The following is a 25,278-nucleotide window of genomic DNA, read 5'->3' on the forward strand; positions in this document are numbered from 1 at the left end:
CAACCGACCCGCATCTCTCCCCCGGCAGAGCGGAACGGTATGTGAACCAAGTCACGAACTCGTCGTGACGACCCGTGTCTGGAGGCACCCGTGGCTTTGAGTTCTGCTCACTTGCTCTCGCTCACCATCGCATCTGATGAATGGCGCCGTACGGCTGCCTGCCGCGACACCGACCCGGATCTCTTCTTCCCGGTCGGCACCACCGGGCCGGCCATCGAGCAGATCGAGAACGCCAAGGCCGTCTGTCGCCAGTGCGACGCCCAGCGCGATTGCCTCGAGTTCGCCCTCGCCACCAACCAAGACTCCGGCATCTGGGGTGGCACCTCCGAAGAGGAGCGCCGCAAGCTGCGCAAGCAGTACGCCGCTCGCCAGCGCCGCACCGCCTGACACCAAGTCCAGAAGTTCGCCCGATGCCGGCCTGAGGCCGGCATCGTTGCGTTTTGGACCAAGGCGCCCACGCCTCAGCCGGCGGCCACCGGGTCGGTGGGGATGCGGAGCTCGACGATCGTCCCGGGGGTCCCGTCGGGCGGCTCGAAGAGGTCGATGGTGCCGCGCAGGTCCGACGTCACCAGCGCCCGCACGATCGACAGGCCCAGGCCCGTGGCCTTCTCGACGCTGAAGTCGGGCGACACGCCCACCCCGTTGTCGATCACGCGGACCACGAACTCGTCGACCCCCTCCGCCAGCTCGACCACCACCCGGAAGTGGGCATCGTCGGGGGCCTCGGCGGGGAAGGCGTGGTCGGCGGTGTTCTGGAGCAGCTCGGTGAGCACGACCGCCATGGGGGTGGCCACCTCGGCGGGCAGGGTGCCCGCCTCGCCGCGCACCTCGAAGTCGATCTGGCGGTCGGGCGACGACACCGCGGCGGCCACCATCTGCACCAGCGGACGGAGGATCTCGGTGAAGGCCACGTCCTCGCCGGCCTCGCGCGACAGCGTCTCGTGCACGAGGGCGATCGACTGGATGCGGCGGACCGATTCGGCCACCGCCTCCTTGGCCTCGTCGGACCCCGTGCGGCGCGCCTGGAGCTGGAGGAGGGACGAGATGGTCTGGAGGTTGTTCTTCACCCGGTGGTGGATCTCCCGGATGGTGGCGTCCTTCGACAGGAGCAGCCGGTCGCGCTGGCGGACCTCGGTGACGTCGCGGAACAAGACGACCGCACCCGACACCCCCTGCGAGTCGTGCATGGGGATGGTGCGCACGAGGATGATCACGTCGCCGCGCTCGACCTCCTCGGTGACCGGCTTGCCCACCGCGAACGCGTCGCGCATGGGCTCGTCGTCGAGACCGAGCTCACCCAGGCGCATGCCGTCGAGGCTGGCGTGGACGCCCATGCGGTGCAGGGCCGACACCGCGTTGGGCGAGGCGTACTCGACGCACGCGGCGCGGTCGAGCACGACGACGCCGTCGCCCACGCGCGGGGACTCCTTGGAGTCGCTGTCGTCGGCAGGGAACGGGAACTGCCCGGCCGCGATCATCCGGGCGAAGCGGTTGAAGATGTCGACGTAGGTGCGTTCGAGCTCGCCGGGAGATCGGCCGACGGTGGGCGTGGACTCGCGGGACAGCACGGCGATCGTCTTGCCGCCGAGGCGCACGGGGATGCAGAGCACCCGGACCCGCTCGCGGATGGCGGAGATGGTGATCTCGCCCTCGATGATCTCGCCGAGGCGGTTGGCCCGGGCGACGAGCGGGCGCTCGCTCTCGTCGAGCTGCTCGCCGATGAGGTCGTGGCGATAGAGCGTCTGGGTGGTGGACGGGCGCACGTGGCCCACCACCACGAACTCGGTGTCGTCGGGGTCGGCGCTGGTCTCGTGCGGGCTCAGCGGGACGTACAGCAGCAGGTCGGAGAAGCAGAAGTCGGCGAGCATGTTCCACGACGCGACGAGGCGCTGGAGGTGCACCAGCTCGCCCAGCGACAGGCGCGAGCGGGTGCGGACGATCTCGGCGAGCGATGCCACGAGGCGAGGTTAGGGTGCCCGGCCATGGTCGCCATGGGTCCAGATGAGCTGAACGACTTCCTGGCCGCCGCCTTCCCCGATGTCGAGCTCTCGGCGCGGGTCACCAGGGCCGACGACGAGGGCGTCGAGCTGACCTGGCCCTTCCATGCCAGCCAGCTGCGCCCGGGCGGCACGCTGTCGGGCCCCACGCTGATGACGCTGGCCGACACGGTGGCCTACGCGTCGGTGGTGTCACGGATCGGCCCGGAGTTCCTCACCGTCACGAGCCACCTGGCCATCGACTTCCTCCGCAAGCCCCCGCCGGCCGATCTCCGCGCCACCGGCGAGCTCCTCAAGGTGGGGCGCCGCCAGGCCGTGATCGCCGTGCGCATCTACTCCACCGCGGATGACGAGCTGGTGGCCTACAGCACCAGCACCTATGCCCTGCCGTCGACCCCCACGGTCCCCCGAGCCGACCGGGCCGAGCCGTGAGCTGGCGGAAGCGCGAGTACGAGCACCGTCCGCTGCACCCGGGCGAGGATCCGGCGGCCGACGACCTGGGCCGCATCGAGCTCGTCAACTCCAGCGGCATGCAGAACATGGTGAGCGTCGTCGGCATCGCCGGCCTGGTGATCATCCCGGCCGCCTGGGCCCTCACCCGCCTCAAGCAGTGGCGAGCAGCCAAGTCCCTCCCCCGCTGATCCCCCACCCCGACCCGCCACTCAGACCGAGCACCCAGCGCGGGGTCGGGTAGGGATACCGAGCAAAGCAAGCTCCCCCGACCAGCCCGAGCACCCAGCACGAGGGATGGGTACCGAGCGAAGCGACTCCCCCGACCAGACCGAGCACCCAGGACGAGGGATGGGTACCGAGCGAAGCGAGCCCCGGGGAGTTCGAGGGGCGGAGCTTGCGGAGCGCCCTCGAGCCGAGGAGGTGCGACGAAGTCGTGCCGACGAGCGAAGGCGGCGCGACGTCAGGAGCTCCGCATGGTCCAGCTCGACGAACGGAGCGAAGCGAGTGAGGAGAAGGACTATCGCCAGATCTGGTCGCCGAGCTGGAGGAGGCCGGCGAGGTCGTGGATGTCGGCGTCGAAGTAGGGCACGGTGGCGACGACGTCGGGGCTGCGGGCGAGGCTGGCGCGCTGCTCGGCCTCTCGCTTGGCGACGACCTGGTAGTTGAGGAAGCTCTCGCCGATGGTCCCGAGGACGCGGGCGGTGTCGGCCGGGTTGCCGGCGTCGGCGACGATGGCCGCCAGCTCGTCGGCGTCGGTGCAGAGGCGCTTGGCGACGCCGGTGGTGGCGGTGCGGCGGAGGTAGGAGGGCAGGACCTTGTTGAGGACGAGGGCGCCGAGGTGGAGCTTGCGCTCGTCGAGGGCGCTGATGAAGAACTCGGCCTCGTGCAGCGGCGCCGCCTCCAGGGTGGAGACCACCAAGAAGGTGGTGCGCTTGTCGGCGAGGGTCTTGGTGACGGCCTCGGCCCGTTCGACGAACCCGGGTGCCATGGCCTGGAAGAGGGTGAAGAACTCGGCGATGTCGGCCAGGAACTGCGACCCGAGGATGCGGTCGGCGACCGTGTAGAAGGGCTTCGAGGCCAGGCTCATGACCCGGCTCTTCGACGGTGCGGTGAGCCAGCGGAGGAGCTTCGACGAGAAGAAGTCGCTCATGCGATCGGGGGCTTCGAGGAAGTCGATGGCGTTGCGGGTGGGTGGGGTGTCGACGACGATCAGGTCGTAGGTGCCCGACGAGTGGATCTCGTAGAGCCGCTCCATGGCGATGTAGTCGTGGCTCTGGACGAACCGGCCGGAGATGTTCTGGTAGATCGAGTTGGCGAGGATGGCTTCGCGGGTCTTGGCATCGGGCGCGTGGCGGGCGACGAGGTCGTCCCAGGACTGCTTGGTGTCGAGCATGGCGGCCCAGAGCTCTCCGCGAGGCTGGATGCCGGCGGCGGTGAAGGCGGCTTCGGGCACGCGGGTCTCGGTGTTGCCGAACCGCTCGAGGCCGAGGGCGTTGGCGAGGCGCTTGGCCGGGTCGACGGTGAGCACGAGCACCTTGCCGCCGAGGTGGGTGGCGGCCATGGCTGCGGCTGCGGCCGCCGTGGTGGTCTTGCCCACCCCGCCCGAGCCGCAGGAGATCACGATCTCCTTGGTGGCGAGGAGCTGCTCCAGCGTGCGGACCTTGTCGGCGGCCACCGCCTCGGCATCGGCCTTCTGCCGGCGGCTCGCCGCCCCCTTGGCCGCGTCCTTGGCCGAGCCCTTCGAGGATCCCTTCGCGGCTGCCATCAGAGCTCCTCCGCCAGCAGCTCGGCCACCTGCCGGGTGGCGCGGGCGCCGTGGCTGCGGGTGAACAGGTACGGCACGTAGAGCATGGGCAGCGTGGGGTCGAGGGCCCGGCGGAGGGTGGCCAGGTGCTCGGCCCGCGTGCGCCGCAGGGTGACGGCGAGCTCGGCCGCGTCGAACACCGGGGTGACGTCGCCGTTGGCGGCGGCCGACAGGGCGGCGAGGTGATCGGGGTCTCGCAGCGATTCGAACAGCGCTTCCTCGCGCTCGGTGAACAGCTCGGGCAGCACCCGGTTGACCACGACGGCGGCGAGGTCGACGTCGGTCTCGGCCTTGAGCCGGTCGGCCAGCTCGATGGTCTCGGCGACGGGCATCTCCTCGGGGGCCGAGACGATGACGACCCCGGTCTGCACCGGGTCGGTGAGGATGTCGAGCATCCACTGGGTCTGGTGGCGGACCATGCCCACCTGCACCAGCTCGTTGATGCCCTGGGGCGCGGTGAGCTGGCCGATGATGTGGCCGCTGGCGACGGAGTCGACCACGACGAGGTCGTAGTGGTGTTCCTTGACCTCCCACGCCACCTTGCCGATGGTGAGGATCTCCTTCACCCCCGGCGCGGCGTTGGCGATGAAGTCGAACGTGCGGGCGAGCGGGCCGATCTTGGCGAGCAGCGGGATCTTCAGCTGGAGGCCCAGGTACTCCTTGAGCGACTCCTCGGTGTTCATCGACATGGCCCAGAGGTTGGGCTGGAGCTCGCGGGGGGCGAACGCGGTGTCGCCCGCCTCGTAGAAGTCGGCCAGGTTGCCCTTGGCATCGACCTCGCAGACGAGCGTGCGCTTGCCCTGCTCCGCGGCGAGCAGGCCGATCGATGCGGCGATGGTGGACTTGCCGACGCCGCCCTTGCCCGTGACGAAGAGCAGCTTGCGATCGAGCAGCGGGGTCATCGGACGGGCCGGTCGAGGATCATGATGGGGTACCTACCCAGGTCCGGCGACGGCGAGCCGCCCCGTGACCAAGGGCACGCTGCGCGGGGCGCGGCGCGGGTCGGTCAGGCGCCGAAGCCGATGTGGCGACCGTCGTCGGGGCGACCGATCTCGATGTAGGCGACCTTCTCGGCGGGGATCCCGACCTGGCGGCCCTTCTTGTCGGTGAGCCAGAAGGACGCGCCGTCGGCCAGGGCCTTGTCGAGATCGGCCTTCACCGAGTCGGCGTCGACGCCCTCGGGGAGCTCGACGTCGATCTCCTTGGCGGTCTGGCTGACTCCGATGCGAACGTCCACGGCGTGTGTCTCCTGAAGGAATGGGTGAGCAGGCGTCATCGTAGGGGCTGCCGGTGCCAGGACCTCCCGCCCGGTGCTCACGGCGAGGCCGGCGGCGGTGGCGGCAGCCGGGGGGCGCCGAAGGCGCGTGGGCCCACGAGCCCCGGGTACCCCGTCGGCAGCTGCCGGGGGCGCGGCCGCCGGACCACCACGATGCCCAGCACGAGGACCAGCAGCGCGAGGGTGCCCACCGTCTCGGACGCCGAACCGCCGGCGCCGGGGAGCGACTCGCTGGTGCCGGGCTGCCAGAGGCGGTCGGGGTGCTCCGGGTCGGCCCGCAGCCGGTAGCGGTCACCGGTGCGCTGGGGCCCCGCCAGCGCCACCGTGGTCCGGTGCGCAGAGCCATCGGCCAGCCGGTACGACACGAGCGTGGGCCCCGTCTCGGCGCCGTGGCCCGTCACCACGGTGACGAGCACGACCTCGCTGCGCGCCTTCAGCGCCTCGGGGCTCTCCCCGCTCTCGAACGCGGCGATCATGACCACGGCGGCCACGATCGGCACCGCCCACCGCCACGCCGAGTAGGTGGGTGCTTGGGCCTGAGGCGCCCGTTCCGGCAGCTTCCGCGTGCCGCTCAGCAGCACCCGGGCCGCCGGCCACCAGACCCGGTCCGTGGCGGGCTCCCACACCACCACCTCACCTCCCGGACGCGGCTGGCCCTTCACCTCGACCATCCGCGGCCGGATGTCGTCGTCGCCGTCGATCATCGCGACCGAGCAGACCGGCGCCGCCCCGACCGGGGCATCGAGCGGGTACAGGCCCATGCGCCACCGCCGCGGCGACACCCGGCCGGGGCGGGGCACGCCGATCATCCGGAACGAGGGGACGTCACTGGCCGCGAGCGCCTCCGACCGCCGCACCCGACGGCGGCGCGTCCACCACCAGAGCAAGATGGCGGCGACGGCGGGGCCGAGCAGGGTGAGCGAGCCGACCCAGAGCTGGGACTGGTCGAAGCCCTGGAGGTGGGCGTCGGTGGGGTGGTCGGGGTCGACGGAGATCCGCACCGGCCCGACGCGCTCGTCGGAGCCGTCGGTCGTGCGGGCGGTGGCGGTGACCTCGTCGCCGCCATTCGACGTGTAGGCCACCGGGACGTCGGTGCCGCCGTCCCAGGAGCCCAGGATCCGCCCCTCGACGACCTGACCGTGGGCGGCGCGCTGCTGGCGCGGGAACGCGACGAGGTCGGAACCGAAGAGCGCGGCGACGATGAGGACCGAGGCGCCGAGCCACCACAGCGGGCGCCGGAGCCACCGTCGGACCGCCTGGTCCCGGCGACCGGGCCTCAACGACGGCGGAGGTCAGCCCGAGCGTCGTCGACCGGAGCGGCCGTCTGACCGGCCACCGCCGGCGCGTCGTCGACCGGTTCGAGCTCGGCCGGGGCGAGGTGGGAGGTGGACAGGTCGGCACCCCAGCGGGCGACCTGCTGCATCCGGAAGGCGACGATCACGCCGCCCACGCCGGCCAGCGCGAAGCCCAGCGAGATGAGCATCCCGCGGGTGGGGTCGTGGATCGCATCGATGAAGCCGATGGCGACGCCGAGGACCGACGAGATGAGCGCGAACACGACGGCGGACGCCTGGCCGCGCACCACCTGGAAGATGGCCACCGCGGCGCTGAAGATGGCCACGCTGGCCAGGGTCTGCACCCAGGCGCGGTGATCGGGGCAGAGGGCATCGGTGGTGATGATGCCGGTGAGGGTGGCCGTCAGCGCGACCGCGACCCCACCGATGATCCACCGCGACGCGACCGGCGGCCGGCCGGGGCCGTCGCCTTCGCTCCACGCGAGCACTTCACCGGACTGCCAACGCTGCGGTTCCACGGGGCTGCCTCCTGGGGTCGTCTCGCCCCAGAGGATACTCAGCTGTCGATGAGCTTGAGCCCGGCGTTGTAGCGCCGCTTGGGGGCCAGGGCCACGTCGATCTCGGTGGCGATGGCGGCGAACGCCCGGCCGGCCTCGCCGTCGGGATCGATGGCGGCCACCGGCTTGCCCTCGTCGGAGCCTTCGCGGAGGTCCTGGAGCAGCGGGATCTGCCCGATCAGCGGCACGTCGAGCTTGTCCGCGAGCTCTTGGCCGCCACCGGCACCGAAGATCTCGTAGCGCTGACCGTCGTCGCCCATGAACCACGACATGTTCTCGATGACGCCGCGGACCTGGAGGTTGACCTTCTCGGCCATCGCGGCGGCGCGCTGGGCGACCCGCTGGGCAGCCGGCTGCGGCGTGGTGACGACGAACACCTCGGCGCGCGGCAGGAACTGGGCGATGGAGATCGAGATGTCGCCGGTGCCGGGCGGGAGGTCGATGATCAGGTAGTCGGGGTCGTCCCAGAACACGTCGGTGAGGAACTGCTCGAGGGCCTTGTGGAGCATCGGGCCCCGCCAGATGACGGCCTGGTCCTCCTCGGCGAAGAAGCCCATCGAGATGCAGCGGACGCCGTGGGCCTCGGGCGGGATGAGCATGGAGTCGATCACCTGCGGCGGGTGCGAGATGCCGAGCATGCGGGGGATCGAGAAGCCCCACACATCGGCGTCGACGAGGGCGACCGACTTGCCCCGGTTGGCCAGGGAGATGGCCAGGTTGGTGGACACCGACGACTTGCCCACGCCGCCCTTGCCCGAGGCGATGAGCAGCACCCGGGTCTTGGACCCGGCCTCGGAGAACGGGATGGACCGGCCCTCGGCGTGGCCGTGCGCGGGTTGCGACCCGGCGGTGGCGGCCGGGTCGCCGTGGAGCTCCTGGCGCAGCGCGGCCAGCTCGTCGGGCGTCATGGCGGTGAAGTCGACCTGCACGGCGTCGACGCCGCCGAGGCCGGTGACCGCGTCTCGGACCCGGGTGTTGATCTCGTTCTTCAGCGGGCAGCCCGGGGTGGTGAGGGCGATCATCACCCGCACGTTTCCGCCGGCCTGGGCCACCTCCTTGACCATCCCGAGGTCGACGATGCTGCGGTGCAGCTCCGGGTCTTCGACGGGGCGAAGCGCCTCGATGATCTCGGCTTCGGTAGGCACAGGGTGTCCTCGTGGTCTCGGTCGGTTCCAGCGCCGAGGGATTTCCCCTATCGGCATAGGTAGAATACCGAGGTGACCCGCGAGACCCTTAGTCCCACCGAGTTCTCTTCGGCCGTCACCGCCATCACCTCGGCGTTCGGCGACCCAACGCGGCGCCAGATCTACCTGTTCGCCCACGAGAACCCCGAGGGCGTCACCGCCAGCGAGGTGGCCGAGCACTTCGACCTCCACCCCAACGTGGCCCGCCACCACCTCGACAAGCTCGCGGCCGGCAGCCACCTCGAGGTCTCCGTGGCCCGCAGCCCCGGCTCCCCGGGCGCCGGGCGGCCCTCGAAGCGGTACCGCACCCACGGCGAGGCCATGGAGCTCGACCTCCCGGTCCGCCACGACGACGTCCTCGTCACCCTGCTGGGCAAGGCGCTCGGCATGCTCCCGCCGGACCAGGCCGAGGCCATGGCCGAGGAGGTCGGCGTCGAGTACGGCCGCACCATGGCCGCCGCCATGGGCGAGGTGGGCGACGTGCAGCGCTCGTTCCGCACCGCCCTGCACGCCGTGGCCGACGCGCTCAGCGCCCACGGGTTCGCCGCCCACGCCGAGCAGCGCGGCGACGAGCTGCGCATCATCTCCGACCACTGCCCCTTCGGCGACGCCGCCGTCGAGCACCCGGTGATCTGCGCCGTCGACCGGGGCATGGTCCGCGGCATGCTCGAGGCGCTCTACGGCGATGCCACCGCGCTCACCGAGTCCTCCCGCGCCGGCGGCGACGCCACCTGCATCACCGCCATCACCGGCTGATCCACCAGGAGCGGCGCTGCGCCCAGACGGTGGGCAGCGACGCCGATCGACCAGGCCAGGGCGTCCACCGCGGCGCTGGTCGTCACCACGGTCCCGCCGACGCGCTCGGCCGCCGCCACGGCCGTGCAGTCGGCGAGAGACGCGGCGGGGTGTCCGGCATGGTGCTGGGCACGCAGAGCTGCACCGCGGAGCGCGACCGTGCGGTCGATGGCCAGCGCGGAGACCCCCTCGTCGAGGAGCCGCTCGACCTCCACCACGGCGCGATGGGGATCGGCGCCGCGGCGGCGGAGCTCGTCGACCGCCTCGCCGATGTTGGCGGCGAACGCCTCGCTCCCCCCGCCGAGGAGCGACGCCACCTCCTCCGCACCGGGATCGCCCAGGAGCAGGCAGACCAGCGCGCCGGCATCGAGGACGGGGATCATGACGGACACCGCGGTTCCGAGAGGCCGTCGGCCGGCGCGAGCACGCCGACGAAGAGGTCGAAGCGGTTGTCGGGCTCGGGCTCCACGACCAACCGGTCGCCGAGGTCGGTCACCTTCACCCGGGTGGTCCCCCACCGCCGTCGTACCGCGGCCGGGAGAGACACCTGGCCGACGATGGTCACCTTCATGTGGTGGACGGGGTCGCCGTCTCGACTGGTGATGCGCATGGTTCCTCCGAACCGGCGGGTGGGTGCACCGGTGGACGCCCGCGAGCGCCCACCGGTGCTGGTGGTCACGGGAAGCGGGTGGCCGCTCGCCGCTGGTACTCGTTGCTCGACCCGAGGTTGATGGCCAGGGCGACGTCGCCCTGGGTGACGACCTTCTTGGCCCAGTAGGTGAGGCCGCTGGGGTCGGTGCCACGACCGAGGAGCTTCTGGTAGAGGGCGGTCACCCGCACCCGGGCGGACTCGTCCGACTGGAAGACCGGCAGCGACACCTGCGTGCGGCTCTTGGTCTTGGCGACGTTGACCCACTTCGTCACCTCGGCCGAGGTGGGCTGGCGCAGGACGACCTTCTGGAACAGGTCCTTGACCCACGTGGCGTTGTCGGAGTGCCCGAAGCCTCGGAAGTACTCGTTGGACGAGTAGAAGCTGGCCGAGACCTGGGCGACGGTCTGGGTCTTGTTGCGGATCTTGGTGGTCCAGTAGGCCACGCCGCCGGGATCGCCCTGGCGGCCCAGGGTGTCGACGTAGAGCTTCTGCACCACCGCGTTGAGCCACACGTCGGAGTTGGCCAGCGTGGTGAGGAACGCGGCGTGGGTCTGGCCGCCGTTGAGCTTGGTGACCGCGGCGCTCAGCTCACCCGAGGTGGGCGTTCGCTGGATGAAGTCGGTGTAGGCCGCGATGACGAACGACTGGTTGGCCGAGTTGGCCGGGACCGGCAGCTCGACGATGCGGTCGTTGCCGCTGTCGGCCACGTAGACGCTCCCGTTCGGCGACACCGAGATGCCGGCCGGGGTGCTGAGGCCCGTGAAGCCGAGGGTGGCCTGGGTGCCACCGGCAGCGGGCAGGGTGAGCACCCGGTCGTTGTCGCCGTCGGACACGTACACGCCGAGGGCGCTGTCGACCGCGACGGCGTCAGGCGAGCTCAGGCCGGTGAACCCGAGGGTGGTCTGCACGCCGGCCGACGTGCGCTTGACGACGTCGTTGCCGTCGAGGTCGGCGACGTAGAGGGTGCCGGCCGAGTCGACCGCCACGCCGTAGGGCGTCTGGAGGCCCGTGAACGCCACGTCGGACTGGGCGCCGCCGTCGGCGGGCTCCTTCACGATGCGGCCGTTGTCGGAGTCGGCCACGTAGACGTTGCCGTCGCTGTCGACGGCGACCCCCGTGGGGAAGGCCAAGCCGTCGATCGACAGGGTGGTGACCGCCCCGCCGGCCGCCGCCTTCTTGAGCACCACGTTGGAGCTGGCGTCGGCCACGTAGAGGTTCCCGGCGGAGTCGCGAGCGACGGCCCAGGGGGAGCCCAGGTCACCGAAGTCGAGGCTCGACTGGGCGCCGCTCCCCCGCTGCACCACGCCGGCCGCGATGTCGGCATCATCGGCGAAGGAGGTGGCGGTGACCGTGCCGGTGCCGTCGACGACCACGCCGTAGGGCGAGTAGATGCCGGTGATGCCGACGGTGACCTGGGGCCCGAACGCGGGCGTGGACGCCGCGGTGGCCCCGGCCCCGGGCGGGCCGGTCAGCGCCAGCGCGGGCACGAGGACAGCAGCGCCGAGCAGGGCGCTGACGCCGAGTCGGGCAGATCGACGGGTGGGCATGGTCTCCTCCAGGAGGGTTGGGATCGGTGTCGCCCGCAGGGTGCGGGACGGAGAACGGGTCATGGGACGGCCCGACGGCGGCGCAGGATCACGACGAGCGCGGGGACGAGCAGGGTGGCGAGCAGGACCGCGGCCGGGGCCACGGGCAGGTGGCCCGAGTCGGTGCCCGAGTAGGGCTTCGGGTCGGCCGGCAGCCAGTCAGTGGCGCCGGCTGCGGTCTTGGAGCCGGCCGCCGCCTTGCCCGACGCGGCGTCGGCCGTGGCCACCCTGGCCGCGTCGGCGGCGGCGATCTTGCGCAGCGCGGCCCCGCCGTCGGTGACCGCCCCGCCCGACGATGGGTTGCCCCCGTCGTCGGCGGCGGCCGCCGAGCCCTGGGGAGCAGCAGTGCCGCCCCCGCCGCCCGGGTTGCAGCCCGATGCGGCGCACGCGCCGCCGGGGAGCTGGTCGAACGGGTCGGCCGGGCTCCCCGCGCCGGCGCCGAGGCTGCCGTGGAAGCGCGGGTTGACGCAGTTCTGGGCCGTGAGCTCGAGCGGCTGCGGCGTGCCCGTCAGGCGGGCGATCGAGTTGATGATCTCCTGCGACAGGTTGGGCGGGAGCGGCGAGTAGCCGATGCGCGCCATGGGCACCTGGCCCTCGCAGGCGATGTACTTGAACCAGGGCGTCAGGGTGTCGATGACGCCCTGGTCGGGGTACTTGCCCCTGCAGGTGGCCCGGTCGGCGCTCGGGACGCACTGGGTCACGACGTACGAGTACGCCGACACGGGGTAGGCCAACGGGTTGGTGCTGGCGAACACGCCCGAGAGCTCCTGGCTCAGGTCGGGCTTGAGCTTCGCCGACTCGAGGGCGGCCGAGATGTTCTCGGCGTAGGGCAGCACCCACTTGCCGGCCCCGTTCTGCACCCAGGCCGCCGGCGCGCCGTACGTCTTGGCGTAGCCGAACTCGTCGTAGCTGATCGACCACTGGCCGGCATCGCTGGCCACGAACTGGGCGATCTGGTCGGAGGTGGCCAGGCCCTGCGTCTTCGGCGCGAAGCCGGGCGGCATCTCGAGGATGCGGACGTTGGTGGGCGCATCCGTGCGGGCGGCCCACGAGGCGAACAGCGACGGGTCGGCGTGCTTCACGAAGTCGTAGAAGAGCCCGGTGGTGCCGGACTGGCCCGAGCGGAAGACCACGTTGATCGGCTTGTCGGGGAAGACGAACCCGGCGTTCTCGGCCGAGATGGCGGGATCGGCCCAGCTGGAGATGTCGCCGAGGAAGATGCGGGCGATGGTCTTCTGGCTGAGGTGCAGGTAGTCGACCTTGCGCCCGGCCCGGTCGTGGAGGTTGTACATGACCGCCACGGCCCCGGCGACGTCGGGCACGTACTGGTAGCCGCGGGGCACTGACGTTGTGCCGAAGGAGCTGAACTCGGCCTCGGTGGCAGCGAAGTTGACCTGGGTGCCCACGTAGCGCTGCACCCCGTCGGGCGACCCGGTCGGCGTGAAGTTGATGCGCAGGCCTTGAGCGCTCGCATCGGTGACCCACTGCTGCATGGCGAGGGCCACGTAGCTCGAGCCGGCCCCGTTCACGAGGGTCCCGGTGGCCTCGGCACGCGGAGCCGCCGTGGCGATCGAGGCCACGATGGCCGTGGCGAGGACGGCGCCCAGGAGGCGGGCTCGGATCATCCGAACCGCCCGGAGACGTAGTCGAGCGTGCGGGGGTCGGACGGCGAGGTGAACATCACGTCGGTGGTGCCCTGCTCGACGATCCGGCCGGGCTCGTTCTCACCCGCCAGGAAGAACGCGCACCGGTCCGACACCCGCTGGGCCTGCTGCATGTTGTGCGTGACGATGACCACGGTGATCTGGTGGCCGATCTCGGCGATGGTCTCCTCGATGCGGCGTGTCGAGGTGGGGTCGAGCGCGGAGCACGGCTCGTCCATCAGCAGCACGTTGGGCCCGACCGCGAGCGACCGGGCGATGCACAGGCGCTGCTGCTGGCCACCCGACAGGGCGCCGCCGGCGTCGTCGAGGCGGTCGCGCACCTCGCGCCACAGCCCGGCGCGGGTGAGGCTCTGCTCGACGAGCGCGTCGGCATCGGTGGTCTTGATGCGGGCGAGCTTCAAGCCCGACAGCACGTTGTCTCGGATGCTCAGGGCCGGGAACGGGTTGGGCTTCTGGAACACCATCCCCACGCGCTTGCGGACGTCCTGGGACCGGGTGCCCTCGGCGTAGATGTCGCGGCCGTCGAGGAGGACCTCGCCGCCGAGCGATGCGCTGGCCACCAGCTCGTGCATCCGGTTGAGGATGCGGAGGAACGTCGACTTGCCGCAGCCGGACGGCCCGATGAGGGCGGTCACCTGCGCCGGCGCCATCTCGAGGTCGATGCGGTCGAGGACGTAGTTGTCGCCGAACCACGCCGACACCCCGACCGCGGTGAGGCCCGCCGGTCCGGGCGGAGGACCGCCGACGAGGAGGGGCGCAGAGGTGGTGTCGATGGCGGTCACGGGGTGGCCTCCGAGGTCAGGCGGCGATCGGAGCGCCGGCGAGAGGAGCGGTGGGTGCGGGGCCGGCCGATGAACCGGGCCACGGCGAAGAGGCACAGGACCACGATCATCAAGACGAAGGCAGCGGTGAACGCCCGGTCGATGGCGGCGTGGTTGGGCTTCTGGATGTTGCGGAAGATGAAGAGCGGGAGGCTCTCCTGGGGGTGGGAGAACGGGTTGGAGTTCATGTAGTCGAGGCCGAAGGAGGTGAAGAGCAGCGGCGCCGTCTCACCGACCGCCCGGGCGATGCCCAGCACGACGGCCGTCGACACCCCGGTGCGGGCTGTCGGCAGCACCACCGACCAGACCATCCGCCCCCGCGAGCTGCCCAGGGCCAGCGCCGACTCGCGCAGCCCGTCGGGCACCAGCCGCAGCACCACCTCGAGCGTCCGGGTGATGGTGGGGAGCATCGTGATCGACAGGGCCAGGCAGGCGAGGAAGCCGTTGAAGTTGAACAGCGTGGAGGTCTGGGCGTACGGGATGACGAAGAAGGCGTAGATGAACAGGCCGGCGATGATCGACGGCAGGCCGCTCATGGCGTCGACGAGGATGCGCACCGGGCGGCGCCACCGGCTGCGCGTCTCGTTCAGGAACGTGGCGGTGAGCAGGGCGAGCGGCAGGGTGACGATCAGCGCCAGCAGCACCTGCTCGATCGACCCCACGATGGCGTGGGCCCCGCCGCCCGCCGTGGCCGGCTGGGTGGGGGTCACCCCGGCCATGTCGTGGAGGAAGAACCCGAGCCGCAGCGTGCGGATGCCCTTGACGATGATGAAGCCGATGAGCCAGGTGAACGGCACGGCCAGCACCACCGCCGCACTCGACAAGATGGCGGCGGCCACGCGGTCGCCCGCCGCGCTCGACCCCACCTGCTCGCGCGTGCAGACGTAGTAGAGCCCGAGGAACAGCACGTAGGCCGTGAGGACGAACCCCAACCAGCCCACACCATCGGTGAGGCGGGCGTAGACGAGCCACGTGACCAGCACGGCGTTGGCGGCGCAGGCCAGGCCCAGCACGCGGTCGGCGCCGGGGCGGCGGGTGATCTTGCGCTTGGCGGGAGCAGCGCGCTCGGGCGCCTCCGCGTCAGGCGCTCCGGGTGCGGGCGCCGGCTCGGGCCGGGTGTCGAGGGCGGTCACAGGTCGACCCCGGCGCCGGTGCGACTGCGCGAGATGACCACCGAGGCGATCAGGTTGGTGACGAGGGTGAGGCCGAACAGCACCAGGCCGGCGGCCATCAGGGCACTCACCGTGATGGGATCGCTGCCCGCCCGCTGGGCGATGAGGCCCGAGATGGTGCCGCCACCGTTCTGCAGGATGCGCACCGACAGCACCGACACCTGGGGCAGGAGGAGGGTGACGGCGATGGTCTCGCCGAGGGCCCGGCCGAGGCCGAGCATGGCCCCGCCGACGATGCCGCCGCGCCCGTACGGGATCACGACCTGGCGCAGCATCGCCCACTGGCTGCCGCCGAGGGCCAGCGCGGCCTCCTGCTCGCCGACGGGCGCTTGGGCGAACACCTCGCGGGTGATGGCGGCGACGATCGGCACCACCATCAGCGCCACGACCACGCCGGCACCGAAGAACGAGCCGGTCAGGTTGGCATCGTGGTCGGTGCGGAACGGCGGGAACCAGGAGAAGTGGCGGGTGAGCCACGAGGAGAGCGGGGTGATCTGGGTGGCGAGCACCTGCGAGCCCCAGATCCCGTAGAGCAGCGCCGGCACCGCCGCCAGCAGGTCGATGAAGGTGCTGAGGGCGGCCCGCACCTTCGGTGGGGCGTAGCCGACGACGTACAGCGAGGTCATCACCGCGAGCGGCATCGCGATGATCACCGCGATGGTGGCCACGATGATCGTGCCGACGAGCAGGCCCAGCACACCGAAGCTCGGCGGGTGGGTGTCGCCCCGCCACTCGACGCGGGTGAAGAAGCCCCAGCCCTGCGTCTCGAACGTGCCGCGCGCCCGCAGCAGGAGGAACGCCCCGATCAGGACGAGGAGCCCGAAGACCACCAGCCCGGCCGACGAGGTGGCCGCCTCGTAGGCCCGGTCGGCTCGCGTCGGCGGGTCGGTGATGACGCGGCGAACGGGACGGCTCGGTTCGGTTGTGCTGGAGACGTCGACGATCGACACGGGATCCTCTGCCGGTGCAGGAGCAGGAGCGGGTGGAGCCAGACGGGTGGGTCGGCCGACGGCGGGTGATCGCCGCCGGCCGACCTCAGCCGGCTAGATGGTGGACAGGGTGCAGGTGACGCCGTTGGCGTCGGGCGCCAGGGGCAAGAAGCCGTAGCGGCGCAGCGTGCTGGCCAGATCGCCGTTGCACAGCGGGCTGCGGACGCCGCTCACCGGGTTGTTGGCGTCGAACCCGACCGCGGCGAGGGCGGCGCTGTAGGCCACCGAGTCCGTGTCGAGGACGAAGTAGACGGTGCGGGTGCCGGGATAGCCGCCGTTCAGGACCGCCTCGTTGGGCACGTACTTGCCGAACTTCGTCTTCAGGACCGGGTTCTGCTTGACGCCGCTCACGGTCAGCGAACGGACGGTGAAGCCGGCGCGGTTGTTGGCGCTGACGCCGTTCGCCTCGGCCACCCAGTCACCCGTGGAGAACGGGAAGATCGCGTAGGGCCGCTCGGCCGTGGCGATCAGGTTGGCGTGGCTCTGCTGGATCGGGATGACGGCGGGGCAGGTGGCGCTGGACACCGTGGTGGGGTCGAACCCGTCGAGGAGGTTGGTCTGGAAGACCTTGCCCGCACCCGATCCGGCCTGGGTGAAGTAGCGCTGGATGTGGCCGGCCTTGCCGCCCACCTCGCTCCAGTCGGTGTACGTGCAGTCGTACACGCCCTTGAGCTGCGACTTGGTCAGCGCGGCCGGGGCCTTGCCGCCCGAGTACGCCGACCAGGAGAGGGCGTCCTTGGCGAAGCCGAAGAACCGGAAGGCCGCCGGGTCACCCACAGCAGGGGCCGACGAGCCGCGCCCGATGTCGATGCAGCCGTTGGCCAGGTTGGTGGGGTCCTTCAGCGCCGTCTTGCCGGCGCCGTGGGAGTTGGGGGCGGTGTAGGTGGCGGGAGGCGAGCCGGCCACCACGTAGGTGCGCGCCTCGCAGAGGCTGTCGGCCGGGACGGTGAAGGGCGAGCTCGGGAGCGCCGGGATGTTGGCGGTGACGTCGCCGTTGGTGTTCTTCGGGTTGGTGGCGTAGTTCTTCAAGATCGCGGCGGAGACCGCATCGGTGGCATCGGCGCCGGCCGCGGTGAGCACCCGCGGCGGGACGGTGCCCGAGGCGGAGCCGGGAAGGCCGACGAGCAGGGCGAGCGACACGGCGACGACGCCGATGATCGCGGGCTTCACGCGGCGCTGGTGGGCAGGGATGGTGGGTGTCATGCGACGGCCGGACCTCTCGATGGTTCGGTTGGGAGTAATTACTACGAAAACACTATAGTTGACCGTGTTAGTCGGAAATCAACCTGAGGACCTGCATGAGCTCGGAATCGGCGAGGCGAACCCATCCCCTGCTGCGCGGCATCGTGGCGTCCGCCCTCACCGCGGCGGCGCTGTCGCTCGTCATCCTCCCGGCGCTCCGGTCCGACGCCGCGACGCCCGAGTACCAGATCACGGTCACCCCCGCGACCGGCCTCGCCGACGGGCAGGCGTTCACCGTCCGGGTGGCGGGCCCCCCGGGGATGACCGTGCTCAACAGCGGCTTCTGCGACCCCGCGATGCCCCAGCCCACGTCGCAGGACGACCTGACCGAGTGGTGCACCGACACCGTCGGCAACGGCACCCCGGGCGGCCTGGCCCCCGCCGACCCCGACGGGGTGGCCGAGCTCACCGTGCGCGCCGGCGCCGGCGCCGCCACCAAGACCTCCCCCGCGCTGGGCACCACCCACAGCTGGACCTGCGACACCACGTCGGCCTGCAAGCTCCCCCTGGTCATCCACTTCCCGGGCACGGCATCGGCGTTCGACGTGTCGACCCTCCTCACCTACCGCACCGACGACCTCACCTCGTCCTGCCTCGGCACCCGCGCCGACGAGGTCGGCAGCTCGGCACCCGACCGCCTGACCGAGCAGTGGGCGGCGTGGACCGTCGACCACTGCGGGGGCCAGCCCAAGGCCACGTCCGCGTCGTTCGAGAACGACGGGCGGGCGGACACCGAGTTCACCGACGGTGCCGTCGACCTGGCGTACAGCGCCGTCCCCCCGGGCACGCCGGGGTTCGCCCCCGCGACGCGTCCGGCCGTGGCGACGCCCGTCGCCCTCAACGCCACGGTCATCGCCGCGGCCGGCTACTACCCGTCGACCTCGTCGGTGCCCGGCGTGAAGCTGTGGCGCCGGGTCGACCACGTCGACATGAGCTACCAGGAGGCCGCCGCCCTGCTGAGCGGCCACCTCTCGCTCGACGAGGAGCTGCAGGGCTCGCTCATCGCCCGCAACCCCGAGTTCGCGGTGCAGTCGGGTGCCATCGGGTTCACGTCGCCGGGTGGGCTCGCCGGGGCCCAGGCCACCACGCAGGTGGCCTCGAGCTTCTTCGCCGCCACCCAGGCCGGCGGCTGGACCTACCCCAACTCCAAGTCCAAGTACGAGGACCACGCCGGCCAGCCCCTCGGCGCGTTCGGTGACTACAACGCCGTGTTCAACAGCCTGGCGATGGTCGACCTGGCCACCGGCAAGCCCCAGATCGTCGGGGACATGTACCGGAAGCTCGCCGAGAAGCCCGAGTCGGTCAGCCTGGTGACCTTCTACCTGACCGACCTGGCCACGGCCCGCCAGCTCGGCCTGGCGCCGGTGGCCCTCGGCGACGGCCGCGGCCCGTTCGTCGCCCCCACCGCCGGCACCCTCCAGGCCGCCGTGCCGGCCCTGAAGGCGGACGCGTCCGGCTTCCGGCTCCCCCACGCCGGCGACTCCGCAGCCGAGGCCTACCCGCTCACGTTCGTGGAGTACGCCCTCACCCCGTCCGAGCAGCTGCTCGACGAGTCGTGCCGACCGAAGACCGGCGAGCTCGCCGCCATCAAGGACTGGCTCGGCTACGTGACCGGAGCGGGCCAGGCCCCTGCCACGCTGGCCGCGTCGGGCGTGGCGCCGTTGACGGCCGACCTCGCCGACGAGGCCACCGCCTCGCTGGCGAAGATCGGCGCGGCGGCGCCCACCACCGGCCCGTGCGCCCCGGTCACCACGACCACGACTGCAGCACCACCCTCGACGCCGACCGACACGATCCCCGACGCACCCAACGGCGGCGGCGCCGGCACGCTGCCGCTCGGCGACCTCGCGACCGGCTCGCTCGGCGGGAACGACCTCACCGCCGGCAGCACCTCGCTGGGCGCGACGCGCACCCCCGGCCGGCACTCGGTCGCCCAGGCGGACGAGGTGGCCACCGCCACCCACATCCCCCGCTTCGCCAACCCGCTCGGGTCTCCGCTGGCCGCGGGCATGGTGGCCCTCCCCGGCCTGATCGGCCTGGCGTCGGCCAACGGCTGGCTGTCGACCGGCCGCCCCTTCCCCAAGCGGCTCCGTCCGCCCGGCCCGAAGTGACCGACGTGACCGACGTGACCGACGTGACCGTGTCAACGTCGGGCATCGATCCTGCGCTCGTGCGGCTCGCCCCCGAAGACGGGGCCGAGGGCGCGACCATCGCCGAGGCGGAGGCGGAGGCCACGCCGGCGGTCGATGCCGAGGCCGGCGACTCCGAGGCGGCCGAGCCCCGCCCGAAGCGCTTCGCCACCGCCGAGCCGGGGACCCGTCCCCCGCTGACGCCGGGCCGGATCGCGCTGCTCGCGGCCGGGTGGAGCCTGCTCCTCGTGTTCGCCACCCTCGTGGTGGTGTACCCGCTCGGCCCCACCCTCCAGCACCGCGCGCAGCACCGGGCGCTCCAGCAGTTCCGCCGCAGCACCTACCAGGCGGCCAACGCCACCCAGGGCCTCGCCGGCCGGCTCGAGACCGCCGAGCCCACGGCGCCGTCGATCGGCGACCCGGTGGGGATCCTCGACATCGGCGGCTCCTCGCCGGTGCGCCAGGTGGTGCGCGAGGGCGCCACCTCGAGCCAGACCTGGCAGGGCCCCGGGCACGTCCCGGGCACGGCCGGGCTCGGCCAGCCGGGCAACGCCGTGGTGGTGGCCCGCCGCACCGGGTGGGGCGGCCCGTTCGCCCACCTCGACGGCCTGCGCAAGGGCCAGCCGGTCGTGGTCACCACCCTCCAGGGCCAGACCGTCTACCGGGTGAAGAGCGTCCGCCACCAGGCGATGCGCCCGGCCCTCGCGGCGCCGTCATCCGATGACCGGCTCACCCTGATCACCAGCGCGTCGGCGGCACCGTGGTCGGCGACGCGGGCCGTCGTGGTGGTCGCCGAGGTGGAGGACCGGCCGTTCGAGCCCACGCCGCAGCAGGGCCGGACCGCCGGTTCGATCGGCACCTCGGGCGACCACAGCGTCCTCCCCCAGCTCGCCTTCTTCCTGGTGCTGTTCGGCTGGGTGGCGTGGCAGACGTCGAACGCCCACCGCCGGTGGCGGCCGGTGACCGCCTACCTCGTCACCACCCCCGCCCTCGTCGTGCTGGCCATCTTGGTGGCCGAGTCGCTCAGCCGCCTCCTGCCGGCCTGGAGCTGATCCCGGCGCTCCCACCAGGGCCGACTTGACCGGCTGGTCAAGTTCTGCGGCCGGTCGTACCCTGAGCCCATGGCTGAGCTCGATCCCCCTGTCCTGATCCGTGGCGGCACCGTGTTCGACGGGTCCGGGCAGCGGCCGGGGCTGCGGGCCGACGTGCTGGTGCGAGACGGGATCGTCGCCCAGATCGGCATCGACCTGGTCGCCCCCGACGGCGCCGCGGTCATCGACGCCACCGACCAGTGGGTCACCCCGGGCTTCGTCGACCTCCACACCCACTACGACGCCGAGATCGAGATGGCGCCGGCGCTCGGCGAGTCGGTGCGCCACGGCGTCACCTCGGTGCTGGTCGGGTCGTGCGGCCTGTCGTTCGCCATGGGCACCCCCGAGGACCTGGCCGACCAGTTCTGCCGGGTCGAGGCCGTCCCGTACGACACCGTCCTGCCCCTGCTCGAGAAGATCAAGGACTGGGAGACCCCGGCCGAGTACCTCGACCACCTCGACGCCCTGCCGCTCGGACCCAACGTCACGGCCATGTTCGGCCACTCGGCGGTGCGCTCGGCCGTGATGGGCCTCGGCCGCTCGGTCGACGACAAGGCCCGGCCCACCGCCCGCGAGCTCGACGAGATGACCCGGCAGCTCCACGGCGCCCTCGACGCCGGCTACCTCGGCATGAGCTTCAACACGCTCCCCTGGGACAAGCTCGACGGCGACCGCTTCCGCTCCAAGAGCACGCCGTCCGTCTACGCCAAGTGGAAGGAGTACCGGCACTTCGCCAAGGTGCTCCGCGCCCGCGAGCGCGTCATGCAGATGGTCCCCGACCTCGCCGGCCGCTGGAACATCCCGCTCATCGGGGTCATGTCCACCGGCGTCGGGCGGAAGTCGCTCAAGATGATGGTGATCTCGATGGTCGACTCGGTCGCCATGCGGGGCACCCACCGCATCGCCGGCGCCATGACCTCGTTCCTCAACGACAAGCTCCACGCCGAGATGCGCTGGCAGTCGCTGCCGCTCCCGTTCGAGCTGTGGGTCGACGGCATGGAGGTCCCCGTGATGGAGGAGCTCGGCGCCGGCACCCAGGCCCTCCACGAGACCGACCTCGAGACCCGCCAGGCCCTGCTGGCCGACCCGGCGTGGCGCGAGATGTTCAAGAAGCAGTGGACCAACCCGCTCTCCCCCAAGGCCTGGCACCGAGACCTCGACGAGCCCAAGATCATCGACTGCCCCGATGCCTCCCTGATCGGCCGGTCGTTCGCCTCGGTCGCCGCCGAGCGCGGCATCGAGCCGCTCGACTGCTTCTTGGACCTGCAGGCCGAGTTCGGCAACGACCTCCGCTGGTACACGGTCGTGGGCAACGACCGGGTGAAGGAGCTCGAGTACGTCGTCGACCACCCCACCGTCCTCATCGGGTTCTCCGACGCCGGTGCCCACCTGCGGAACATGGCGTACTACGACTTCCCGCTGCACCTGTTCCGCCTCGTCGTCAACGCCGAGGCCGACGGCCGCACGCTCATGACCCGCGAGCGCGCCGTGCACCGCGTCACCGGCGAGATCGCCGACTACCTCGGCATCGACGCCGGTCACCTCGAGGTCGGCCGCCGCGCCGACATCGTGGTGGTCGACCCGGCCACGCTCGACGGCCGACTCGACGACATCACCGAGGAGGAGATGATCGGCATGCCCGGCCTCGACCGCCTGGTCCGCCGTCACGACGCCTGCGTCCCCGCCGTCCTGGTCAACGGCCGCGTCGCCTGGCACGACGGTGCCTTCGCCGACGGCCTCGGCGACCGCACCGGCTTCGGCCGCCTCCTCCGCGCCACCACCTGACCCGCGCCCCAAGCCGTTTGTGGTCGATCTTCCACCTCACGCGGGGAATATCGACCAGCCCAAGTGCGGCCCAGGGTTTTGTGGTCGATCTTCCACCGCACGCGGGGAAGATCGACCAGCGAGGATCGGGGCGGGGGGTCGGTAGGGTTCCGGGCGTGAGCCGGGCGTACCTCGACCATGCGTCCACGTCACCCCTCCGGCCTGCCGCGCTCGACGCGATGGTGATCGCGCTCCGGGAGCTGAGCGGCGATCCGGGCCGCATCCACGAAGAGGGCATGGCCGCCCGGGTGGCGCTGGAGCAGGCCCGGGAGCAGGTGGCCGCCCTGCTGGGCGCGCGCAGCCGGGAGGTGGTGTTCACCAGCGGGGCGACCGAGGCCATCGCCGCGGCCGTGTTCGGTGCCGCCGACCGGGCGGCCGCCAAGGGCCGCATCGGCCCCGACGGCCGCACCCACCAGGTGGTCACCGCCGTCGAGCACTCGGCGGTGCGCCTGGAGGCCGAGCGGTCGGGGGCCGTGACGCTCGTGCCCGTCGACCGCCACGGTCGGGTCGAGGCCGACCAGGTCATCGCCGCCATCCGCCCCGAGACCGCGGCCGTCCACGTGCAGTGGGGCAACCACGAGGTCGGCACCATCCAGCCGGTGGCCGAGGTGGTGGCGGCCTGTCGCGAGCGGGGCGTGCTCGTCCACGTCGATGCCGCCCAGGCCGTCGGGCGGGTGCCGGTGGCGTTCGACGACCTCGGTGCCGATCTCCTGTCGATGAGCGGCCACAAGCTGGGCGGCCCCACCGGCACCGGCGCGCTGCTGGTGCGCCGCGGCCTGCGGCTCGCTCCCCTGCTCCTCGGCGGCGACCAGGAGCGGGCGCGCCGCGCCGGCCTCGAACCGGTGGCCGCACTGGTGGGCCTGGGGGCTGCGGCCGACGAGGTGGCGGCCACCGGTGGGGCCGAGGCCGTCGTTGCCACCGAGCTCACCGACCGCATCCGAGCCGCGGTGGCCGCCATCGATGGCGTCGAGGCCTACGGCGATCCGCTCCACCGGCTGCCTCACCTGGTCTGCCTCGGCATCGCCGGGATCGAGCCCCAGGGCGTGCTCCTCGGCCTCGACCGGGCGGGGGTGGCGGCCCACTCCGGCAGCGCCTGCTCCACCGAGTCGCTCGAGCCGTCGCCGGTGCTCGAGGCGATGGGCGTCGACGCCCACCGGTCGCTGCGCGTCTCCGTCGGGTGGTCCACCACCGACGCCGACGTCGATCGCCTGCTCACCGCCCTCCCGTCCACCATCGAGCGGCTCCGTGCGTTGGGCACGACCGCTGCCGATGCGCCAGGCTGACCCGATCCCTCCCACCCCCCATGGACCGATGATGAAGATCCACCTCATCCGCCACGCCCACGCCGGCAGCCGATCGGCCTGGGACAAGGCGGACCACAAGCGCCCGCTGTCCGAGCGCGGCCAGGGCCAGGCGCGGGCCATCGCCGCCGCGCTGGCCGACGCGGGGATCGACACCCTCTGGACCAGCCCCTCCGTGCGCTGCCAGCAGACGCTCGCCCCGATGGCGAAGGAGCTCGGCCTGGAGGTCGAGGTGGTCGACGTGTTCGACGAGGGCCACGACGGGCCGCCGGCGCTCGACGCGCTCCTCGCCGCCGCGGCCAAGGGCAAGACCGTGGCGGTGTGCAGCCACGGCGACGTGATCCCCTCGGTGGTGGCCACCGCCACCCGCCGCGGCGCCGACCTCGAGGGGCCCCGGGCCATCAGCAAGGGCGGACGCTACGTGTGCACGGTCGGCGACGAGCAGATCACGCGCATCATCGCCGTGCCCGCTCCCGACGGCGACACCTGATCCGGGGCCCTGACGTGGACTTCGCCCGCTCGCTCTGGCTCCGCATCGAGACGCTCCACGCCCTCACCTACTTCGGCGAAGAGACCCAGGAGGCCGGCACCGCCGCCGGTCTGGGCGGGTTCTGGATGGGCTACTTCGGGTTCCGCGCCGCGCCGATGGGTGCGGTGGCGGCCGGCGTGGTCGAGGCCACGTTCTCCAACTTCGCCCCGTCGTTCGTGGCTCGCTGGGTGCCCGGGGTGTGGGAGGTGGCCTCGCCGGCGGGGCTGATCGCTCGCCGGTCCGAGGCGGCCGCGGCCACCCTGCGGCGGGTGGCACCGATGGTCGACGAGGCCGCTCGTGCCGCGGCGCCGTGGCTCGATCTGGCCATCGCCGAGGGCTTGGGCCCCGGTCGGCCCTTGTTCGCCGCCAACCGCAACGTGCCCCTGCCGGGCGATCCGGTGGAGGACCTGTGGCAGCGGTGCACGACGCTTCGCGAGCACCGAGGCGACGGTCACGTCGCCGCCCTCGCCACCGAGGGCATCGACGGCATCGAGGCCCACGTGCTCATCGCGGCCGACCAGGGTGCCGACCCCGGCGACCTGCAGCGGACGCGGGGCTGGACCGCCGACGACTGGACCGGGGCCGTCCGCCGGCTCCAGCACCGAGGGCTGATCACCGCCGACGGGGGCCTCACCGATCACGGCCGAGACCTCCGCCAAGCGGTGGAGGACACGACCGACCGCCTGGCCGCCGCGCCGTTCGCGCACCTCAGCGAGGTGGAGCGGACCCGGCTGATCGACGTGCTCACCCCGGCGGCCCGAGCAGTCGCCACGTCCGGCGTGATCCGCTACCCCAACCCCATGGGCCTGCCACCACTCGCCTGACCTGCACGAACCGCGTGTGGATCTGGTGCCCCGAGGCACCGATCCCACCCGAAGGTCGCTGGGCTCGTTGCCGACGCTGCCGCGGCGCCGGGT

The 25,278-nt window shown here is 72.2% G+C and carries 25 protein-coding genes; 10 read left to right on the forward strand and 15 right to left on the reverse strand.

The annotated features are described in order from the left end of the window. Positions 1-111 precede the first annotated feature (111 nt). Positions 112-387 (forward strand): WhiB family transcriptional regulator, encoded by a 276-nt coding sequence (locus ACPPVX_RS04295; protein ID WP_426573656.1) that lies wholly within the window; start codon positions 112-114, stop codon positions 385-387. 74 nt (positions 388-461) lie between these two features. Here the strand turns inward: ACPPVX_RS04295 and ACPPVX_RS04300 are convergent, their stop codons facing one another. After that, a complete protein-coding gene (locus ACPPVX_RS04300) occupies positions 462-1,958 on the reverse strand; it encodes a sensor histidine kinase (protein WP_426573657.1) in 1,497 nt (498 codons plus the stop codon). Between the two features lie 24 nt (positions 1,959-1,982). Here ACPPVX_RS04300 and ACPPVX_RS04305 point away from each other — a divergent pair, with 24 nt between their 5' ends. Next, positions 1,983-2,429 (forward strand): PaaI family thioesterase, encoded by a 447-nt coding sequence (locus tag ACPPVX_RS04305; protein ID WP_426573658.1) that lies wholly within the window; start codon positions 1,983-1,985, stop codon positions 2,427-2,429. Then, entirely contained in the window at positions 2,426-2,638 is a 213-nt protein-coding gene (locus tag ACPPVX_RS04310; protein ID WP_426573659.1) for a hypothetical protein, read from the forward strand. The genes ACPPVX_RS04305 and ACPPVX_RS04310 overlap by 4 nt, the downstream gene beginning before the upstream one ends. A gap of 329 nt (positions 2,639-2,967) precedes the next feature. Here the strand turns inward: ACPPVX_RS04310 and ACPPVX_RS04315 are convergent, their stop codons facing one another. From ACPPVX_RS04315 to ACPPVX_RS04340, 6 genes are all read right to left on the reverse strand, one after another. Continuing rightward, positions 2,968-4,215, reverse strand: coding sequence for an ArsA family ATPase (locus ACPPVX_RS04315; RefSeq protein WP_426573660.1), 1,248 nt, complete (start codon positions 4,213-4,215; stop codon positions 2,968-2,970). Beyond that, positions 4,215-5,156: an ArsA family ATPase gene (locus ACPPVX_RS04320; protein WP_426573661.1), complete on the reverse strand. Its 942-nt coding sequence runs from the start codon at positions 5,154-5,156 to the stop codon at positions 4,215-4,217. The genes ACPPVX_RS04315 and ACPPVX_RS04320 overlap by 1 nt, the downstream gene beginning before the upstream one ends. Before the next feature lie 104 nt (positions 5,157-5,260). Further along, positions 5,261-5,491 (reverse strand): DUF3107 domain-containing protein, encoded by a 231-nt coding sequence (locus tag ACPPVX_RS04325; protein ID WP_426573662.1) that lies wholly within the window; start codon positions 5,489-5,491, stop codon positions 5,261-5,263. A 77-nt stretch (positions 5,492-5,568) separates the two neighbouring features. Further along, the gene (locus ACPPVX_RS04330) at positions 5,569-6,810 is read right to left on the reverse strand and encodes a hypothetical protein (RefSeq protein ID WP_426573663.1); all 1,242 of its coding nucleotides are present in this window, start codon (positions 6,808-6,810) and stop codon (positions 5,569-5,571) included. Beyond that, entirely contained in the window at positions 6,807-7,343 is a 537-nt protein-coding gene (locus ACPPVX_RS04335; protein ID WP_426573664.1) for a hypothetical protein, read from the reverse strand. The genes ACPPVX_RS04330 and ACPPVX_RS04335 overlap by 4 nt, the downstream gene beginning before the upstream one ends. A 38-nt stretch (positions 7,344-7,381) precedes the next feature. Next, a complete protein-coding gene (locus ACPPVX_RS04340) occupies positions 7,382-8,584 on the reverse strand; it encodes an Mrp/NBP35 family ATP-binding protein (RefSeq protein ID WP_426573665.1) in 1,203 nt (400 codons plus the stop codon). A gap of 15 nt (positions 8,585-8,599) precedes the next feature. On the opposite strand from ACPPVX_RS04340, the gene ACPPVX_RS04345 reads away from it, so the two are divergent. Continuing rightward, positions 8,600-9,322, forward strand: coding sequence for a helix-turn-helix transcriptional regulator (locus ACPPVX_RS04345; protein ID WP_426573666.1), 723 nt, complete (start codon positions 8,600-8,602; stop codon positions 9,320-9,322). Here the strand turns inward: ACPPVX_RS04345 and ACPPVX_RS04350 are convergent. The 8 genes from ACPPVX_RS04350 to ACPPVX_RS04385 all read right to left on the reverse strand — a co-directional run bounded on the left by ACPPVX_RS04350 (position 9,244) and on the right by ACPPVX_RS04385 (position 17,448). Beyond that, positions 9,244-9,744, reverse strand: a complete 501-nt coding sequence (locus ACPPVX_RS04350; RefSeq protein WP_426574989.1) for a PIN domain-containing protein — start codon at positions 9,742-9,744, stop codon at positions 9,244-9,246. The genes ACPPVX_RS04345 and ACPPVX_RS04350 overlap by 79 nt on opposite strands. Then, the gene (locus ACPPVX_RS04355; protein ID WP_426573667.1) at positions 9,741-10,040 is read right to left on the reverse strand and encodes an AbrB/MazE/SpoVT family DNA-binding domain-containing protein; all 300 of its coding nucleotides are present in this window, start codon (positions 10,038-10,040) and stop codon (positions 9,741-9,743) included. The genes ACPPVX_RS04350 and ACPPVX_RS04355 overlap by 4 nt, the downstream gene beginning before the upstream one ends. Next, on the reverse strand, positions 10,037-11,560 hold the full coding sequence (locus ACPPVX_RS04360) for a DUF4214 domain-containing protein (protein WP_426573668.1): 1,524 nt from the start codon (positions 11,558-11,560) through the stop codon (positions 10,037-10,039). Before ACPPVX_RS04360 ends, ACPPVX_RS04355 begins: the two co-directional genes overlap by 4 nt. A gap of 59 nt (positions 11,561-11,619) precedes the next feature. Beyond that, positions 11,620-13,224 carry a substrate-binding domain-containing protein gene (locus tag ACPPVX_RS04365; RefSeq protein WP_426573669.1) on the reverse strand — a complete coding sequence of 535 codons (1,605 nt, stop codon included), beginning with the start codon at positions 13,222-13,224 and terminating at the stop codon, positions 11,620-11,622. Beyond that, a complete protein-coding gene (locus ACPPVX_RS04370; protein WP_426574990.1) occupies positions 13,221-14,036 on the reverse strand; it encodes a phosphate ABC transporter ATP-binding protein in 816 nt (271 codons plus the stop codon). The genes ACPPVX_RS04365 and ACPPVX_RS04370 overlap by 4 nt, the downstream gene beginning before the upstream one ends. Positions 14,037-14,041: 5 nt before the next feature. After that, entirely contained in the window at positions 14,042-15,217 is a 1,176-nt protein-coding gene (pstA, locus tag ACPPVX_RS04375; RefSeq protein WP_426573670.1) for a phosphate ABC transporter permease PstA, read from the reverse strand. Then, positions 15,214-16,206: a phosphate ABC transporter permease subunit PstC gene (pstC, locus tag ACPPVX_RS04380; protein ID WP_426573671.1), complete on the reverse strand. Its 993-nt coding sequence runs from the start codon at positions 16,204-16,206 to the stop codon at positions 15,214-15,216. Before pstC ends, pstA begins: the two co-directional genes overlap by 4 nt. Positions 16,207-16,299: 93 nt before the next feature. Next, positions 16,300-17,448, reverse strand: a complete 1,149-nt coding sequence (locus tag ACPPVX_RS04385; RefSeq protein WP_426573672.1) for a substrate-binding domain-containing protein — start codon at positions 17,446-17,448, stop codon at positions 16,300-16,302. 95 nt (positions 17,449-17,543) lie between these two features. On the opposite strand from ACPPVX_RS04385, the gene ACPPVX_RS04390 reads away from it, so the two are divergent. The 6 genes from ACPPVX_RS04390 (at position 17,544) to ACPPVX_RS04415 (ending at position 25,185) form a co-directional block, all read left to right on the forward strand. Beyond that, positions 17,544-19,598: a hypothetical protein gene (locus ACPPVX_RS04390; RefSeq protein WP_426573673.1), complete on the forward strand. Its 2,055-nt coding sequence runs from the start codon at positions 17,544-17,546 to the stop codon at positions 19,596-19,598. Positions 19,599-19,603: 5 nt separating this feature from the next. After that, the gene (locus ACPPVX_RS04395) at positions 19,604-20,668 is read left to right on the forward strand and encodes a class E sortase (RefSeq protein WP_426573674.1); all 1,065 of its coding nucleotides are present in this window, start codon (positions 19,604-19,606) and stop codon (positions 20,666-20,668) included. 69 nt (positions 20,669-20,737) lie between these two features. Continuing rightward, a complete protein-coding gene (locus tag ACPPVX_RS04400) occupies positions 20,738-22,492 on the forward strand; it encodes an N-acyl-D-amino-acid deacylase family protein (RefSeq protein ID WP_426573675.1) in 1,755 nt (584 codons plus the stop codon). A 155-nt stretch (positions 22,493-22,647) separates the two neighbouring features. Further along, positions 22,648-23,814 carry a cysteine desulfurase family protein gene (locus ACPPVX_RS04405; protein WP_426573676.1) on the forward strand — a complete coding sequence of 389 codons (1,167 nt, stop codon included), beginning with the start codon at positions 22,648-22,650 and terminating at the stop codon, positions 23,812-23,814. Positions 23,815-23,842: 28 nt separating this feature from the next. Then, a complete protein-coding gene (locus ACPPVX_RS04410; RefSeq protein WP_426573677.1) occupies positions 23,843-24,322 on the forward strand; it encodes a SixA phosphatase family protein in 480 nt (159 codons plus the stop codon). A 14-nt stretch (positions 24,323-24,336) separates the two neighbouring features. Next, a complete protein-coding gene (locus tag ACPPVX_RS04415; RefSeq protein ID WP_426573678.1) occupies positions 24,337-25,185 on the forward strand; it encodes an SCO6745 family protein in 849 nt (282 codons plus the stop codon). The last annotated feature ends 93 nt before the right edge of the window (positions 25,186-25,278 follow it).

This window comes from Aquihabitans sp. McL0605 (assembly GCF_049993875.1).
Classification (GTDB): Bacteria; Actinomycetota; Acidimicrobiia; order Acidimicrobiales; family Iamiaceae; genus Aquihabitans.